The organism is Phyllobacterium myrsinacearum (assembly GCF_014138285.1).
GTDB classification, from domain to species: Bacteria; Pseudomonadota; Alphaproteobacteria; order Rhizobiales; family Rhizobiaceae; genus Phyllobacterium; species Phyllobacterium myrsinacearum_A.
In genome coordinates this window covers 1-17,627 of record NZ_JACGXN010000011.1, presented here as the reverse complement: position 1 = coordinate 17,627, position 17,627 = coordinate 1, and the positions used below count along the sequence as shown (strand labels likewise).

15 protein-coding genes and 1 pseudogene are annotated in these 17,627 nt (G+C 54.2%); 7 read left to right on the top strand and 9 right to left on the bottom strand.

The window, feature by feature from the left end; all coding sequences use genetic code 11:
- Nucleotide 1 precedes the first annotated feature (1 nt).
- Complete coding sequence (locus tag FHW16_RS22980; RefSeq protein WP_182551629.1) at nt 2-895, bottom strand: carbohydrate ABC transporter permease; 894 nt, start codon at nt 893-895, stop codon at nt 2-4.
- Nucleotides 888-1,811, bottom strand: coding sequence for a carbohydrate ABC transporter permease (locus FHW16_RS22975; protein WP_182551628.1), 924 nt, complete (start codon nt 1,809-1,811; stop codon nt 888-890). Before FHW16_RS22975 ends, FHW16_RS22980 begins: the two co-directional genes overlap by 8 nt.
- 190 nt (nt 1,812-2,001) lie before the next feature.
- Between FHW16_RS22975 and FHW16_RS22970 the strand changes: the two genes are divergently transcribed.
- The 6 genes and pseudogenes from FHW16_RS22970 to FHW16_RS29225 all read left to right on the top strand — a co-directional run bounded on the left by FHW16_RS22970 (nt 2,002) and on the right by FHW16_RS29225 (nt 8,772).
- Nucleotides 2,002-3,123, top strand: coding sequence for a porin (locus tag FHW16_RS22970; RefSeq protein WP_182551627.1), 1,122 nt, complete (start codon nt 2,002-2,004; stop codon nt 3,121-3,123).
- Between the two features lie 547 nt (nt 3,124-3,670).
- Nucleotides 3,671-4,858: a glycoside hydrolase family 88 protein gene (locus FHW16_RS22965; protein ID WP_182551626.1), complete on the top strand. Its 1,188-nt coding sequence runs from the start codon at nt 3,671-3,673 to the stop codon at nt 4,856-4,858.
- A gap of 51 nt (nt 4,859-4,909) precedes the next feature.
- Nucleotides 4,910-5,980, top strand: a complete 1,071-nt coding sequence (locus tag FHW16_RS22960; protein ID WP_182551625.1) for a LacI family DNA-binding transcriptional regulator — start codon at nt 4,910-4,912, stop codon at nt 5,978-5,980.
- 20 nt (nt 5,981-6,000) lie between these two features.
- Complete coding sequence (locus tag FHW16_RS22955; protein WP_182551624.1) at nt 6,001-7,431, top strand: sulfatase family protein; 1,431 nt, start codon at nt 6,001-6,003, stop codon at nt 7,429-7,431.
- Between the two features lie 953 nt (nt 7,432-8,384).
- Nucleotides 8,385-8,582: pseudogene (locus FHW16_RS22950) on the top strand (transposase); the annotation flags it as partial.
- Entirely contained in the window at nt 8,539-8,772 is a 234-nt protein-coding gene (locus FHW16_RS29225; protein ID WP_182551622.1) for a transposase, read from the top strand. The pseudogene FHW16_RS22950 and the gene FHW16_RS29225, both read left to right, overlap by 44 nt.
- A gap of 155 nt (nt 8,773-8,927) precedes the next feature.
- Here the strand turns inward: FHW16_RS29225 and FHW16_RS22940 are convergent, their stop codons facing one another.
- The 7 genes from FHW16_RS22940 to FHW16_RS22910 all read right to left on the bottom strand — a co-directional run bounded on the left by FHW16_RS22940 (nt 8,928) and on the right by FHW16_RS22910 (nt 16,757).
- Nucleotides 8,928-9,836, bottom strand: a complete 909-nt coding sequence (locus FHW16_RS22940; protein WP_182551621.1) for a PHP domain-containing protein — start codon at nt 9,834-9,836, stop codon at nt 8,928-8,930.
- Nucleotides 9,826-11,496 (bottom strand): dipeptide ABC transporter ATP-binding protein, encoded by a 1,671-nt coding sequence (locus tag FHW16_RS22935; protein WP_182551620.1) that lies wholly within the window; start codon nt 11,494-11,496, stop codon nt 9,826-9,828. The genes FHW16_RS22940 and FHW16_RS22935 overlap by 11 nt, the downstream gene beginning before the upstream one ends.
- A gap of 2 nt (nt 11,497-11,498) precedes the next feature.
- Complete coding sequence (locus FHW16_RS22930) at nt 11,499-12,383, bottom strand: ABC transporter permease (RefSeq protein ID WP_182551619.1); 885 nt, start codon at nt 12,381-12,383, stop codon at nt 11,499-11,501.
- Nucleotides 12,376-13,353: an ABC transporter permease gene (locus FHW16_RS22925; protein ID WP_182551618.1), complete on the bottom strand. Its 978-nt coding sequence runs from the start codon at nt 13,351-13,353 to the stop codon at nt 12,376-12,378. Before FHW16_RS22925 ends, FHW16_RS22930 begins: the two co-directional genes overlap by 8 nt.
- A 56-nt stretch (nt 13,354-13,409) precedes the next feature.
- Nucleotides 13,410-14,993, bottom strand: coding sequence for an ABC transporter substrate-binding protein (locus FHW16_RS22920; RefSeq protein WP_182551617.1), 1,584 nt, complete (start codon nt 14,991-14,993; stop codon nt 13,410-13,412).
- Nucleotides 14,994-15,426: 433 nt separating this feature from the next.
- On the bottom strand, nt 15,427-15,876 hold the full coding sequence (locus FHW16_RS22915) for a pyridoxamine 5'-phosphate oxidase family protein (protein ID WP_182551616.1): 450 nt from the start codon (nt 15,874-15,876) through the stop codon (nt 15,427-15,429).
- Nucleotides 15,877-15,920: 44 nt separating this feature from the next.
- Nucleotides 15,921-16,757 (bottom strand): universal stress protein, encoded by an 837-nt coding sequence (locus FHW16_RS22910; RefSeq protein ID WP_182551615.1) that lies wholly within the window; start codon nt 16,755-16,757, stop codon nt 15,921-15,923.
- A 187-nt stretch (nt 16,758-16,944) separates the two neighbouring features.
- On the opposite strand from FHW16_RS22910, the gene FHW16_RS22905 reads away from it, so the two are divergent.
- Nucleotides 16,945-17,478: a flavodoxin domain-containing protein gene (locus tag FHW16_RS22905; protein WP_182551614.1), complete on the top strand. Its 534-nt coding sequence runs from the start codon at nt 16,945-16,947 to the stop codon at nt 17,476-17,478.
- Nucleotides 17,479-17,627: the final 149 nt, after the last annotated feature.

The window sequence follows — 17,627 nt, the reverse complement described above, 5'->3', positions numbered from 1 at the left end:
ATCAGCGCTTCATGCCGGTGGTCGCGATGCCCTCGATCAACAATCGCTGGAACAGGACGAAGAGAACAAAGATCGGCAGCACGGTAAGTGTGGACATGGCCAGCAGCGCGCCCCAGTCCGACTGAGCAGTCGCATCGACGAAAGTACGCAAACCGAGCTGGGCAGTGTATTTTTCAATGTCGTTCAAATAGATCAGGGGCGCGAAGAAATCGTCCCAGGTCCAGATGAAGGAGAATACTGCCGCAGTCGCCAATACAGGCATCGAAAGCGGCAGAATGATTTTCAGGAAGATCCGAAGCGGACCCGCACCGTCCATCACCGCCGCCTCATCAAGATCCCGCGGGATACCGCGGAAGAACTGCACCATCAGGAAGATAAAGAAGGCATCGATGGCGAAAAACTTCGGCACGACCAGTGGCAGGATCGTGTTCACCCAACCGAATTTGAGGAACATGAGATATTGCGGGATCAGTACCGCGTGCTGCGGCATCATCATGGTCCCAAGCATCAGCGCAAACCAAAAGCCACGCCCCTTGAACTTCAGTCGCGTAAACGCATAGGCGGCCATCGAGCACGAGATCAGGTTGCCGATGACGACCAGTACAGAAATGACAAGTGAATTGAAGAACATCCAGCCAAAGCTGACGCTGAGGCCGTTCCATCCCCTACGGTACGCCTCCAGCGTGAAATTCTGTGGAATAAGCGACGTGGTCGAAAAGATCTCGTTCTCGGGCTTGAGAGAGCTCGAAACCATCCACAACAGGGGATAGAGCATGATGAAGCTGACCACTACAAGCCCACAATAGATCAGTGTACGACCGATCAACGACGGCTTCTTGGTATCGCCCGCGCCCCGCGCTGCGTCGAAAGCTGACTTGTGAGTAGCATCAGTCATCGTAGTGGACCCAATATTTTGCAGAGATGAAGGACAGCGCCGTGAAGATCGCGATAATCACCACCAGCACCCAGGCTAGCGCCGATGCATAGCCAAAGCGGAAGTTCGTGAACGCCTCCTGGTAGAGATAGAGCGTGTAGAACAAAGTCGAGTCGATCGGCCCACCGCTACCGTCACTGATTACAAAGGCCGCGGTGAACGCCTTGAAAGCTTCGATGGTGAGGATGACGCCATTGAAGAAGATCACCGGGGTCAGCAATGGTAAGGTGATCTTGAAAAACTGCCGCTGGCGGCTGGCGCCGTCGATGCTGGCCGCCTCATACATATCCTGTGGAATCTGTCGCAATCCGGCGAGAAAAATGATCATCGACGAGCCAAACTGCCAGACCGCGAGCATTACCAGCGTGTAGAGCGCCGTTGATGGATTCGATATCCAGCTAGGTCCCTCATAGCCGAACAGGGCAGCCAGAACCTGGTTGAGGACACCGTCGCCGGCGAAAATCTGCCGCCACAGCACGGCAATGGCCACGCTGCCGCCAATAAGCGAGGGAAGGTAGAATATGGCGCGAAACCAATTCAGGCCGCGCAGCCCTTTGTCGAGTGCGACGGCAACCGCCAGTGCAAACATGAGCTTCAGCGGGACCGACAACAGGACGAACGTGAAAGTTACATTCATTGCTGTCCAGAACCGAGGGTCGTCGGTAGCAATGCGGAAATAATTCTCCGTTCCCACCCAGTTCGGTGACCCCATGAGGCTGAAATCGGTCAACGAAAAATAAAGCGAAGAGACGGCGGGTCCAAGCGTGAGAACAAAAAAACCGATCAGCCACGGCAGCAGAAACCCGTATCCAGCCAGTTGATTGTTCAGGCGCTCCGACAGCGGTGCTTTCGCGGCTGACGTGACAGTGACGGACATAGTTCAAGACCTCCCAGACAGGAGCCGCGAAGTTTTGCAAGCTCTCGTTCATTCATCCATGGCAGGAAGAAACTTTTCCGTCAATAGAAAATTTTCTCTATTGACGAAATATACGATACACACAAAAGTGTTTCGTATTCTATCTTGAGTTACGTCGCGGCGTCATTTCAGCAAATATGGAGAGAAATTAATGAACATGAAAAGCCTTCTACTTGGCTCCGCTGCGGCATTCGTCGCAGTAACCTCCGCAGGTGCCGCAGACATAGGCGTTGTCGGCGAACCAGAGCCCGTCGAATACGTTCGCGTTTGCGACGCTTATGGCGCAGGCTTCTTCTACATTCCGGGAACCGAGACTTGTCTGAAGATCGGCGGCTACGTCCGTTACGATGCCAGGGGCGGTGACGACCTTTATAAGGGCGGAAACGTCGGTGCTAATAGCGACAAGACCTGGTTCAAGCGTACACGCGCAACGGTCCGTTTCGACGCCCGTTCGGAAACCGAACTCGGCACTCTGCGTTCCTACATCGAAACCCGCTTCAATTTCACCAACGGCGATGACAGTGGCGGCTTGATTCCGCAGGCCTACATCGAACTCGGTGGCTTCAGCATCGGTGTTAACAACGAAATCTTCGGTTCGTGGACCGGTGCTGCTGGCAAAGTCATCAACGACGACGTGATTAACTACCAGTCAGGCACGACCAACCAGGTCAGCTACACCTTCGCTGGCGGCAACGGATTCTCGGCGATCGTCGCTGCTGAACAAGGCGAGAATGGCGAATCTGTATTCGGTGGCGACTATGTCATCGAAGACTACATGCCACACGTACTTGCTGGCGCGAAGTGGGCGCAGGGTTGGGGCAGTATCTCCGGTGTTGTTGGCTATGACTCCAATGTTGAAGACGTCGCTGTAAAGCTGCGTTTGGACGTGAAGTTCACTGACACGATCTCCGCCTTCGTCATGGGGGCGTATCAGTCTGACTACTCATCTCCGACGGTTGATCCGGTCACCGGCGCTATCGGTAACCTCGGCAACCGAAACTGGTTCGGCGAATGGGAAGGCGATTGGGCAGCTTGGGCAGGCTTCTCCGCGAAGCTGACCGACAAGGCGACCCTCAACGGTCAGGGCGCTTACGAAGGAGAAGGCACCTATGCTTTCGCTCTTAACGTAGCCTACGAGCTGGTTCCTGGCTTCGTGATCACGCCAGAAATCAACTACACCAAGTTTGATGGCGCCCGTGCAGACCTTTCCGAAGCTCGTGGCGGCAGCGACGACGCATTCGGTGGCATGATCCGCTTCCAGCGCAATTTCTAGGCGTTGTTTCTGCAAAGAGTCGGGGGGCCATGCCCCCGGATTCCCCAACTGAATGGCGACAATCATATTGAGCTTAGTGCTGCAGCGGGACTGCGACGCCAAAATGTGATGATGGGATCTACGGCCGCCTCATTTTCACAGAGCGGTGGACTGCAAAGCTCAACATTTTTTTCAGCTTCCATCCGCACCATAAGGGTTGAAGACGACTGTCGACGGCCTAGATAATACGCCCAGACAACACTGGTGAGAACGCCAACGCCCGCAAAAAAACTGCCGCCACAACACATCAACGACGGGAGATTGACGGCGAAACCAGTTCAATCCGCGCAGAAGCCAACCCGCCACAGCAGCAGAAACCCGTAACCGGCGAACTGGCTATGCAGACGCTCCGACGACGGTGCATTCCGAGATGACGCGTCAATGACGGACTTGCTTCAAAACCTCCAATAGTTGTTTGCGAAAGGTTTCTTTCAAAAAGAAATTTTCTCTATTGACGAAATCATTGATATGGGTGAAAAGAGTTTTCGTATTACGGAGCAAGCATCAAATGAAACTTGAATCAGGCAGCTATTTCGCCGCAACCGAACCGGCATCGACAACGCTCAACGCCAATCGGCATCAGCAGGCGTTGCAGCGCTGTATAGTCAAGCTTCGGGACACGATGCCGATCATCGGCGTACGCAACCCGAAAATCGGAACAAAAAACAATCATTGGACATATTGCCGGCCGTACGATTGGGTCGTCAGCTTTCATGCCGGTCAACTATGGCTGGCATATCAACTGACTTTCGATCCGGTTTTCCTGAACGCGGCACGGGCACGGCGCCCGGTTTTCCGGGCTATCCTTGACCATCAACGCGCCCAGGACCATGATCTTGGCTTTCAGTTTTCATTAAGCTGCGTGGCTGAATGGCTGATGACGTGTGAGCCCGAATCGCACGCCATGGCGCTTGAGGCCGCGCGATTGCTCCTCAACAGATACCGACCGGAAGGACGCTACATCCAGGCATGGAACGCCTTGCCACCGCATGGCGGCATGGATGCCGAGCTCGCCAATGGCCGCATTATAGCTGACACGATGCAGAATCTTGCTCTGCTCTATTGGGCGTTCGCCGAAACCGGTCGCGTCGATTTCCGGGATGCAGCCAATGGACATGCCGAAACCACATTGAATAAACTGGTGAGGTCCGATGATACCAGTTTCCATACATTCCGATTCGACCCAATGAGCGGCAAGCCCGTGGGCGGAGAAACACATCAGGGATATGCAGATGATTCATGCTGGTCGAGAGGACAGGCATGGCTGATTCACGGTTTTGCCCAAAGCGCTGCGGTAACAGGGAGCCAGACATATCTCGATGCTGCATGTCGTTTGGCGGCAAAGGCCGAAGAACTGATGGGTAGCGATACCGTGCCCGCCTGGGATTACAACGCCCCGAAGGACAAACCTGTCTCTCGCGACAGCTCTGCCGGTGCGGTGATGGCTGCCGGCCTCTATATGCTGGCCCAGCAGAGCACCGTCGACGCCGCGCGCTGGCGCGATTTCGGTGATCGGTTGATCGCGGGCTTGCTCGATAGTTGTGATCTGACAGCCGATCCACAAGCGCTTGGCCTGCTCGCACATGGGGCGGCCCATGTTGGATCGGGCTATTCCGACACCATGCTCCCCTATGGTGACTATTATTTCATGGAAGCGTTGATGCGATCCCTTGGGCATACACAATTCTTTTGGTGAAATTACCGGCAACTGCTCGCCAATGACGCCCATATCTGATTGGTTGTACAAATGAATGAGAACACGCTCACAACCTTACGCGACATTGCCGAAGCCGCCGGTGTTTCAATAGCATCTGTTTCCAAAGTACTGAACAATCGCGCCGGCGTAAGCGATGAGAGCCGGCAGAAAATTCTCGCGGTCGCCGAACAGCTTGGCTACCAGGGACGCATGGCTCGTGCCTTCCATCGTGCTGGCATTGGAACTGCCGTCATGATCGTGCCGGCGGAATATTATTCCGGATCGCAATTCTATGAAGATATCATTCGCGGCGCCTTGGACGAGGCTGCGGCCAGCTCTCTCAATCTTGAAGTGAGGCTCGTGGCGTCTAGCGCTTGCAACAACATTGAGGAAATCAATGACATCCTGCAGTCCAGCAATCACGGTGCCATTGTTGCCATCGGGCTGGATGATCGCCAGACAATCGACCTGATCGCCGAATGCGGTCTGCCGGCAGTTCTTATCAACAGTATGGACCGCACGATGCGGATCGACACAGTTCTTCCCGACAATTGGGCCGCAGGATGGCTGGCGGCCAGGCGCCTGTTGGATGCTGGCCACCGTGAGATAATGCATGTGACATTGCCGCGCCGGCTGTCAATGCAGCGACGACTGGAAGGATTTCGCCAGGCTCTCGAAGAGACAGGCATTTCGTTCGACGAAGGCAGGCACATTCTCGATCTAGACAAAATGGGTATGCAGGAAACGCAGGCTCAGCTTGCCATCCGTCAAGCGCATGACGCTGGCCGTTTGGACAAGGTGACAGCCTTTTTCTGCAGCATGGACGTGGTGGCTCTGGGCGTGATTCAAGGGCTGCAAAGCAAGGGCTTCACGATCCCTGAGGACTATTCAATCGTAGGGCTCGATGACGTTGCCGTAGCATCACGCAGCCGCCCGCCTCTGACAACGATACGTATTGACCGGCTCGACCTTGGCCGCAAGGGTATTCAGCTTTTAACGAACCGCATCGCAAACCCAAGTGACAGTGTCGCACGGATTAATCTGGGCGTAAAAATGATCGAGCGCGCTACGGTTGCGGCGCCCCGAACCTTGCCAGACACCAAAAATCCTCACCAGACTTAACAAGACACCAGGACCATTCGATGAATAAGCCGAACGTCATCGTTATCATGGCAGATCAGCTTCGGTATGATTTCTTTGCCTCGCGCCACATGCCGAATCTGCAGGCGCTTGCCGCCGAGAGTGCGGTTTTTGCCAATGCATATTGTGCTGCGCCGCTTTGCGTTCCCTCACGCGGATCGTTCTTCACGGGACACTATCCCAACACCACCGGCTGCCTGATCAATGCTTGGGTTGAAAGCGACAAACAGCACGGCATCATCGCGGAAGGGACTTCTAATCTCTACGATCTACTCGCGCAGGAGTGGGATTGCTGGCACACCGGCAAACAGCATTTGCTTTACGAGCCACCGCTGGAACGGCGCCCGGCAACGGGCATTCATTGGCATACACTTGAGGACCATTACGCTTCAATGCTCACCTCGCGTGGGCACCGTGCACCAGGCGGACCGCGATTCCGAGCCCGTGTGCCTGAGCTCGCTTCGGGTAAACACACAGTTTTAGGGGATTATTCGACACCTGAAACCGGTTGCTATGAACCGGGCTTTGACAGCTTTTTTGATGGGTACATATTGCGGTCGTCCCTGGACGCTTTGGACAAGCGCGACCCGGCGAAACCGTTTTTCCTTAGCGCAATGTTTCTTGCGCCACACCCCCCATTTGACGTTCCGGAGCCGTGGTATTCCATGGTGCACGAGATCGCGTTGCCGCAAAATGTAGGCGAATGGAGCGCGGGTCAGAGCCCGCTTCAGCTCTACAATCTGACGGGCTTTATCGGTTCACGCTATTCACGCGACGATTGGCAGGAAATTTGGCGTGTCTATGCCGGCCTCGTCGATCTGCTCGATCATTGCGTGGGCGCTCTTGTTGCCAAGCTGAAGGCGTTACGGATCTATGACGATACACTGATTGTATTTACCAGCGATCACGGCGAAATGCTCGGCTCACATTGTCTCTGGCAGAAGATGTGCCTGTACGAAGAGGCTGTCCGAACGCCGGTTCTTTTCAAATGGCCCAAAGATACGCACGCAGTAGGACTACACACCAGACCAGTCAGTCATCTCGACGTCATGCCGACGATTTGCGACGCAGTGGGTCTGCCCGTGCCTGTCGATCTGCCCGGGCAGTCGTTAATTCCAACAATGACCGAAACGACGGCCGTTCACCGTGACGTGTTTATCCAGTACGACGGTAACGGTGGCCTCGGTAATTTCTCCCGGTGCATTGTTCGTGGAACCCAAAAGCTCATCGTCGATATCTTCAAGGATGAGATATTCTTCGAACTCTACGACCTGGCCGACGATCCGCAGGAACAACATAACCTGGTTCGAGAACACCCCGATCTGGCGGCCAGCCTGTTTTCTGCTCTGATAACTCATATGCGCAAAACTGGCGATCACCTGGTATTGACGGACCAGCAACTCGGCAGGTTCATTAAGCAAGAAACCGATTAACTATCATAGCGCAATTCGAAGACCCGCATATTACACCGGATAGGGTCCCGCAGCGCCTGCCGGCCCACTGAGCCAGGTTCGTTAATTGTCCACCTGCTCGCGGCGATTTTTTTAGTCCCAAGCAGGCCTCTGAACATCTGTGGACCGGCATGGCCTTGGCCAATGTCCTCGAGGCGTTGAGGTGGAATCGGGCGAAAACCCATTGGGGCTTGCGGCGAAGATTATCAAGCCGCATTCAGAAGCCGGATACACCAGCAATTGTGATCATAGATCCAGATTCAATCAACCTATTGCAATCGGGCGGGGTCCATATACGTCCACAGATGTTCAGGAGCATTTACTATTCGATTGGAACACCGTTTGCCGCATTTTCACGTAGTAAATCTTATTAAATATATCTTCTATGTCCGCCAGAATACATTTAACATCGTGATCAGCATGTCGGTCAAAGCGACATTTTAATTTGCTGTGACAAGGCTGTGGCAGCATTTTAGAAATGTCATCATGGTGACCTTTGAAGCTTGTCGCCGGTTGGGGCGCAGACCTCAACATCGCAGCCCGGACCGGCGGCAACCGGTAGTGTCGTTGCCGCATTTTCGCGGGCCCGCCGGTCAACCACCTTATCAACCCAGCTCTTGGGTCCTGACCTTGTGCGCTGGCGTTTCTGATATGGCACGCCTTAGTCTCCGGTAGTGGCCTCTAGTTAAAGGCAGTCTCAGACTTTTAAACGAGTAAGCTAAATATTGGCGGCAAAAGCCCAATGACCAACATGCCCCCTTATCTAGAGGCGGCGACAAGAACTGTTCCAAATCCTACGCCGCCTTTACCACCCAAAGACAGCTACTGCTTGAAGGTACTGGGTTTTCATGGATTCTTGCGATTATGGTGAAATCGGAGAATAAGTATGCCGGTCAATACCCATGAGATACTTTCCGGAATTCGAACCGTAGTCGGCCTTTAGAGACGAAGGTCATTGCCGATCGTTGCTGGAAGCTTTGGTTTGGCCCAACGGTCGCATTTGTCCCTGCTGCGGTTACCGTAAATCAATTCCACTTGCAGGGCAGTATCTGGGAAAGCGGTCGAGACCTGGTCTATACCAATGTTCGAATGGTAGCTGCCGGTATCAGTTTACGGTCACCACCATCATTCCCAACGCGAGTATGCCACGGTCCTATCCATACCGATTCTGCGGAAGGGTATAATGACCGGGTGCGTCGTACGTTCTTTGGCGTGTTTCACCACATCAGCCCTCCTCACGCCAACCTCTACTTCAATGGGATCAGCTTTCGGTGGTCACAACGGGTTGTAGCGACACAGGCTCGGCGCCGTACGATTTCGTAGTGTTCTTGTCGCCGCCCCAAAAAGCCGCGATCAATCCATTGATCGTGGCTTTTTTTATTTTACCATTGATCAGTCGCACCAATACAACCCGCCCACGCGTCAAAACAATTCCGCCGCCCTTTCGAGGCGGCGGATAGAGCCATCTGAAGAATGGTTCAGAGGTAGATCGGATTAGACCACGCGATCTTGCCGTTATTGTCCATGACCATAAGACGGCACCAGTCTCCAGCGAACTTCTTCCAGGGCAAACGCGCTGATGTCAGATCGAAGCCGGACACAGCTTCGTTCTTCGATCCGCGGCCAACAAGCATGATCTGAATTGCTGCCGAACTGGTCACTTCGATTACATCACCATCGACAGTCAGATGTTCGATCGATGGCCCCTGACTGGAATAGTAATGTCCGTTTTTCAAAGCTTCGAGGAGGTCGGCTGGATCGTTCCGCTCGGCTTTGACCATCACCCAACCCCCAAAGGCATCGCGGTTCTCATCACCTTTGACAAACCAGTGCGCATCATCGCAGGCGAGTGCGTTGATCCGCCGGCCGCCATTGAGAATGTCATCCAGATAATAGGCTCCGCCTCCCCGCGCCTGGCGCACCTGACTGGTGTGGTTGTACACTTCGACGGCGTGTGCACAGGGAATGCTCGCCGCGTCCGCTTGGGTTAGCGCGTACCATTCCGGATGCGGGATAGCGACGAATGCTCCGGCGTCGGCGCATCGCTTAGCGATCTGCGGCCCGGTTTCACCGGGGAGATTTTTCGGAAAATCGAGTGGCAGCCCGACCGCAAGGACGTGCCACTGTTCGCCGCCACTGGTGGCTGGCGCATGGCATTCAGCACCGAAGATCGTTGTAAAGCCATCCGTCCTGTAGGGTGTCGTGTCGACAACCGGAAAGTCATAAGCCGGGGTGAAGTGATCGGAGAGACAGATAAAGTCGTAGCCCTTCTCGCGGTATCGTTTGCACACTTCTTCCGGGCTGATCATCCCGTCGGACCGCGTCGAATGGGTGTGCAGATTGCCCCGGAAAAAGCGCCCCGCAGCATTGAAGGCATCAAATGACATTCTTGAGATTCCCTTGTGCAATGTGACCGGAAGCAATTGCAAAAGCCTCCAGCAGTTTTCTGGTGTACGGCGAATTCGGATGGTTCAGGATCGTCCCGGTGTCAGAATAATCGCGAATGCGGCCGCCTTCGAGAACCAGAATCTGGTCCGACATATCGGCAACAACGGGAAGATCGTGTGAAATGAAGAGATAGGCCGTGTTGTGCTCACGCTGCAGCCGCTTCATCAGCCCCAATACGTGCGCCTGTACGGTTACATCCAGCGCCGATGTCACTTCATCACAAAGCACCAGATCGGGTTTGCAGGCGAAAGCCCGGGCGATTGCCACCCGCTGCTGTTGCCCGCCCGATAATTGCCGGGGCAAACGTCCAAGACATGTGACTGGCAGATCGAGTTCCTCCAGGAGCTCCACAATCCGATCCCGGCTGGCAGCGCGGGTCATCCCGAAGAATATCTGCAAGGGCCGCCCAATAATCTGCTCAACGGAATGCTGCGGATTGAGCGACGAGGCCGGATCCTGAAAGATCATCTGAACGCGCCGGCGCAACTCGCGTTGACGACCAGTGGCCAATCCCGACAAAGGCTTGCCGTCGAAGGTGATCTTGCCTTCATTTCCATCGACGAGCCCCGCCACAAGACTTGCAAGCGTTGACTTTCCGCTGCCTGACTCCCCTACCACGCCAAGTGTTGAACCCGGCTGGATCGTCAGAGAAATATCCTGCAACGTGGGTGGAGGAGAAACACGCTTGAAGACATTGAACAGGGACCCGGCGTTTTTCGGCCGTCCATAGGTGAAATCCAGTCCTTTGACCGTCAGGATTGGGGCACTGTCCGCCAAACGCACAGGAGAAGGCTGCTTTGCATGCTGCAGCTTAGGGATGGCAGCGATGAGCGTACGTGTGTACTCCGTTTGCGGACGGTTGAAGACAGATTTGGTTTCACCCTCCTCAACCACTTTGCCGTTCTGCATGACGAGGACCCGTTCGCACATTCTGGCAATAACATTGAGGTCATGACTCACGTAGACAAGCGTCGTGTTGGTCTCTTTCTGCAATCGGGCAACGAGTAACAGGACCTGCGACTCGACGGTCTTGTCGAGGGCCGTGGTCGGTTCGTCGAGAACAATCAGTTCGGGCTCGGCGACGAGAGCCGCCGCGATGACCACACGTTGCCGTTGCCCGCCGGAAAGCTGGTGCGGATATCGTTTGTAAATGGCAACCGGGTCCGGCAACTCCATCGCAGCAAGGAGATCGAGAGCTCTCTGCTGGGACGTGATACCACCATTGGCGTTGTGCTGACGTATAAGTTCGGTCAGGTGCTGACCAATGGTGAGATGAGGCGTCAACGATGAAAGAGGATTCTGCGGAACCAGGGCCGCACGCCCTCCCCGGTATTTGAGAAGCCCTGAACCATCAAGCCGAAGAATATCGACGCCTGAAACGTAAAGCTGTCCGTCGGCGATGCGCGCGCCCGGACGAGTATAAGACAGGAAAGCCCGAGCCAGTGACGATTTTCCGCAGCCGCTTTCCCCAACAATGCCGAGAGTTTCGCCCTTGCCTAAAGTGAAGTTGATATCATCCAGTGCCGTCAGCTCTGAGTTGCTGCCCGTTTTGTAGACGAGTTTCAGATTGCGGACATCGATATGCGGAGTTCTTTCCATATTCAGCCGAGCTCCGATGAAGAGATGCCGAATGCCCTTGAAAGGCCATCCACCATGAAGTTCACGCCAACGATCAGACTAGAGAGCATCAGGGCCGGCAAGAGGAGAAACCAGGGATCAGTGAAAACCACCCCCATGGCTTCCTGGACCATCAGACCCCAATCCGGAGTGGGCTGACTGATGCCGAGCCCAAGGAAGGAGAGCGCACTGATCCTCAGCACCGCAGATGATATGCGCACGGCAAGCTCCACTCCGAGGATACCGGTGAGGTTTGGGAAAATCTCGCGCGCAATGATCGCCCATCTACTTTCGCCACGCAGTTCGGCTGCACGCACGAAATCCAGCATCGACAGGCTTATGGTTTTGGCACGGATCACGCGGATCGCTCCCCATGTATAGACGATGGCGATGACCGGTATGAGCGCGAGCACATCCTTGCCGAGAGCAAGCGTGAGGATTGCAATCAAGATCAGTTCCGGAATCGACATCATGGCATCAACGATTCGCATGATAATTTCATCGACGCGTCCGCCGATATATCCAGCCGTGATACCAAGCGCCGTTCCAACAAAGAGCGCCAAAGAGACACCAAAGAATGAAACCATCAGGGCAATCCGGCCGCCATTTATAATCCGGCTGAAATAGTCGCGACCAATCTGATCCGTCCCCATGAGGAAATCCCATGAAGGTATTTGCATGGGATCGCCCACCAACGCGCTCGTATCATGGGTGGCAATCCAAGGACCGAACACGGCAAGAAATAGATGGATTGCCACCAGCACAAGTCCGAACACCGTTGCCGGTTCAGAGAGCGCGCGCCTCAATGCAGGGCTTTTGAGTTTTCGCATAGCGGAGGGAAACGCTGAGGGATGGGAGATATCAGCCATGTTGCGCACTCGCTCGAACGCGCGGATCGAGGCCAAGGATAGCAAGGTCCGCAATGAAATTGGCAGTGACAACGGCAAGCGCGGCAAGAAAGGCGATCGCCTGTATGGTCGGTATCTCGCGCTGCGCCAATGCACGAAGCAATTCGCTGCCAACGCCCGGATACTTGAAGACGGTCTCGACGACGACTGATCCGGAGAGCAATCCTGCAACAAACTGAGCTGTGCCGTTGAGCATGGGGATCATGGCGACTGGAAGCGCGTGGCGTATGCAAATGTACCATGTCGGCAGTCCGGCCAGCCGCGCGCGCTCGACGTAATCGCTGTTCAGGGCTTCGACCATTCCGGCGCGCAAAAGCCGAAATTGATACGCGGCACCATGAATACACAGTGCCGCCACGGGCAGCAGCGAGGCTAAAAGAATGGTGAGCTTGGGTGCGTTGGTCGGTGCAAAGATCACAGCGGGTGTCAGTCCCAGCCAGACCGCAAATATGACGACAAAGACATTGCCGACAACGAAATCCGGCATCGAATAGGTAAACAGCGTTGTCGCGCTGATGGCGGTGTCGAGGCGTCCGCCCGGCTTCAGACTTGCCAATATGCCCAGCACCAAGACAAGCCCAAGCATGACCAGCATGGCCAGTCCGGCAAGAATGCCTGAATTGATCATGGGGTGTGCAATGTGATCAAGGACAGGTTCTTTCTTGATCAGCGTCGTTCCAAAATCAAAGGTGAAAAGCCTTTCCCAGACTTCAAGAAACCGGACCGGGAGCGGCCGGTCGAGCCCATACTCCTTGCGCAGATCGGCAAGCTGCTCCGGTGTATAGAAAGCCAGTTCCTCGGCCGGAATTGTCGCGGTTATCGCATCGCCCGGGAGAACTTCCGTGCCGAGGAAGACGATTAATGATGTGAGACTCAAGATGGCGAATGACAGGATCAGCCTTCGTCCCAACATGTTCATTATGCTACCCATGCCATCTCAACTCCCTGCCTTGGACGGTATTGCGAGCACCTACCTTTGCCGTAGGGTCAGACGTTTATCCACACATCATCAAAGCGGCTCGACCAGTTCTGGGAGTGCGATCGCAAGTTCTGCACGCTTGGAGCGTGCGCCAGCATATTGCGGCGGCCGCCCAGAACCAGCGCGGGTGTATCGGACTGCACGATACTCTGGAGTTCGTGATACATTTCGGTGCGTTTCGCTTCATCTGGCTCGGCGATTGCCTTGCCATAAAGGGAAGCGAATTCGTCGGCCTTTGGTCCTTTCCATCCGGCTGCCTCACTGGCATTGGTGACCATGCGACCAAGGTTGATGGCCGGGTTGCGAGGTCCAACAAGCGAGCGCGCTGGACGTCCGATCGGGCCATTCACCTGAACCACATAATCATTGAAACCGTCACACGGCATTTCGCGGATATCGATGTTGATGCCTGCCTTTTTCAGCGACTCGGCAACAATTGCCATGATCTTGGGCTCTTCAGGGAATGACGGGCAGTAAACCATCGCAGGCAAGTTTAGGCCGCTGGGGTGACCTGCCTCGGCCAGCAGTCGCTTTGCCGTCTCCGGGTCATAAGGTTTGGCCCGGGGCTGGAACTCCGCATTCAGTCCGGACATGTGGGTATCGTTTCCGACCCAGCTGCCTGGATCTTTATAGACAATCGTATTGATAGCATCGCGATCAACAGCAAGACTGATTGCCAGCCGAATCCTGGGATCATTCCAGACGAGGTTCAAATTCTTGGGCAGGCTGAGCAGAAACTGATCCCCGCCCTTTGACTTGTGAATAATACCGCCGGTACTTTCATACTGACCGGATGTCGTTGGATCGATATTGAACACCGCATTGAATTGACCTGACCGGAACCCGTTGACGGCAGTCTGCGAGTTGACGATGTAGCCCTCCAGCTCATCGAGAAACGGCCTGCCCTTCAGCCAATAATTTTCATTGCGGACTGCCCTAAAACCGCGACGGTTATCGACCTCTACCAGCTTGAATGGACCGGTCCCAATCCCGTCGGTTAGGATAAGTTCGGGGGAAGCGGAAGGCACAATTGCGATACGGTATTCCGCCAATGCAAATGGCCATTCTGCGTAGGGCGCATTGAGGGTGAAACGTATTCCATACTGCCCTTGCGCTTCGACCTTGTTGAACCATTTGTTGATGAAGGAGCTTCCCTTCTGCGCAACATGGGCGTTGATTGACGCCACCGCGTCGGCGGACGTCATTTCCCTGCCATTGTGAAACATCACGCCTTCGCGCAGCTTGAAGTCCCAGACCGTGAGAGATTCATCTGCCGGCTGCCAGCTTTCTGCCAGTTCGCCTTGCAACTTGAAATCATGATCGACCCAGATCAGACAGTTCCAGATCGAGCGCGTCAGAAGGTCAATCCAGTAGTAAGGATGCTTGCCGTTTCCCGAGGTTCCGATCGCCCAATTCGGATAGGTCTGGCCGTAGACAAGTTTGCCGCCGGATTTTGGTGACGCGCCTTCGGGCAGTGCTGCCCATGCAGGCAGATCGGCAGCCGCGGCGATGTCGGGTCCAAGTATTTTAGTCGTTCCAGCCGCAACAAAGCCAATGCCCAGCAGTTGCAAGAAATCTCTCTTGGAAAGCATGGTTTTCGGATCCCCTCAAGACAGCGCTTTGGCCGTTCTTTTTATTGTATTTGTTCCAAGGGCCGCATCTTTTGACCCATGGCTGAAAAACTCGCATCAACCGCAGAATAGGTCAAATCTAATATATCTATGATATATATATGGTTTATCTATGGGCGTTGAACCACCATGACGGATATAAGAGCGCATGATTTCGAACAACTCTTGTTGCTGCCCTGTCTTCACATAAAATGCCCTGAATAATTAGTAGCCAACGCGCTGACTATATCGCCTGAGATGTCTGGTCTGAGAACAATGCCGGAAAGACACCCTCCCTCCTTTGATTGTAATTGATAAAATCACAGTACGGGATTTATGGAACTTTGAATTTTCTCGTTCTTGATATTCGACAGTATGTGACGAGTTGGCATCTGATTGCCTTGTTTCCTCAAGCCTATTTCGTAGCCTTGTGGCCAGTTTTCTCATCGACCAAGATGCGGAAATAAACCGGTTCGAGCTTTCGCGTGTGATCCCGAATGACAGTATTAACGTAAGCCGGTTGCCACCATTCGGCCCGCTTGCTCAAGAGATTGTAGGCCTCGTTGCGAGCCTCCAGATGTTCGGTATCGGAGGTCAGCTCCTCATACCGCCCGGTGACAAGCACAGTCTGCCAGTCATTGGTCGCCGAGATATGGTCAAATTCGACACAGACCTTTGGATTGGCGCGCATCCATTCGACTTTCTTTCCGAGTGTGGTGAAAGAATAAAGGCATCCAAGCCGGTAGACGAAGTTTAACGGAACGATGTATGGCTGCCCCTCAAAGGCACACGCCAATCGGCCCACCTTTGCGGTATTCTCCAAGACTTCCATGATTTCGTACTGATTCATTTCGCGGATGATCATTGGAAGGGTTCCCTCATGTGAAATGGATTGATCAGTTGCGGCGTTTAATGCGCCATCAGCATTGGCACGTCAGATTCATCGATCATTGATTTGGTAACACCGCCAAAGATGCGCTCGCGCAAACGCGAATGTCCGTATCCACCCATGACGATGAGGTCAGCACCGATATCAATCGCATGCTGCTTGAGAACAGTAGCAATCGGATCACCGCCACTTGGAAGCCGGTCAACGATTATCTTGACGCCGTGGTGGGCGAGATAAGCGGCGATATCGGCGCCTGGTTCCGCGCCATTGGCTATGGAACTCGTATCGGGATCAATCATCGTCACATGAACCTCCGTTGCGGTCGCCATGAAATCGAGCGCCTCCCGGGCCGCACGCGTGCATTCCACGCCGGAATCCCAGGCCAACAACACGCATTTGGGCTTCAAGGTTGGCTTGCTGTCTTTTGGGACAATCAGAATCGGCCGGCCGGATTCAAACAGAGCACCGTCAATTGCCTTGGTCCTCAGGCCCTCGTTGGCTAGTAGATCCGCGCCAATCAACGTGACATCTGCATATCGTGCACGTCGTCCAATCAGGTGCCCTGCTCTTGCCATTTCCGGATATTCATCGGTTACCGCCGCCGAGATATCCGCATCCTGAACAAGAAACTCGATTTCATCGACCCGCCTTGCAAGCGCATCCTGGTCCTCTTGACGCTGTTTAAGCCAGACATCGGCGGTACCGATCGGATAATCACCGATGGGTGGAAGTTCGGCCAAAGCGACAACCATCACGGAAAGCTGAGCATTCAGCTCCGAACAGAGGTCGATGGCGACATTGAGATCATCGTTTGACTGGTTGACGTCAACGACACTGAGCAAGGTTTTGAAGTACATCGCATGTCTCCGACAGGGTTGAATTGTTCATGTCGTCAGAAGTAGCAACACGCCATGCCCTTCACATTGCGCTGGATCAAACCCGTCGCAAATACGGTTTGACCAGTATCAATGCGTTGAATTGCGGCGTCTCACAGAATTGGTGGAGCCCGGGCACAAGTCCGGGGCATTCACAGGAGAGACGGCCATGAAATTCGTGGTGCTTTATTCCAGTATCGAAGGGCAAACCCGCAAGATTGCTGAAGCGGTCGCAAGTCATCTGCAATCACAGCAGCACACAGTCATGATCAGTGATGCCAATCAAATTGGGTTCGCTGATCCTGGCGTCGGTGATGCAATCATACTGTGCGCGCCTGTTCACGGTGGCCACTATCCGGCCCCGTTCGTTCATTTCGTCCACGATTGGGCACAAGTGCTTAATGACATACCCACTGCATTCATCTCTGTGTCCTTGTCGATTGCAAGCGCAGATGTCGATGAGCAGCAGGAAGCGAGAAGCTATCCCGGTGGGATTTCAGAAGAGACAGGCTGGTCTCCATCCGCAATCCTGAATTGCGCCGGAGCGCTCAAATATTCGGAATATGACTATTTCAAAAAATGGATGCTGAAGAGAATAGCCGCCACCGAAGGCGGGCCGATCGATACCAGTCGTGACTATGAACTGACAAACTGGACCGAGGTCAAATCATTCATCGATACGTTCGTGGGTTCAATCACTTAAGATGATTTAGGCAGGATATTGATTGTCCGGTAAGCGCCCAACCCAATCTGTCCGTGGAGTGCCCCCCGTTTCGCCGGACAGTTCAGCTATTGAGATAATGCTTTGATAAACTGCCGAGGGGAAGCCATCTTTAGCGCGGAATGTGGATG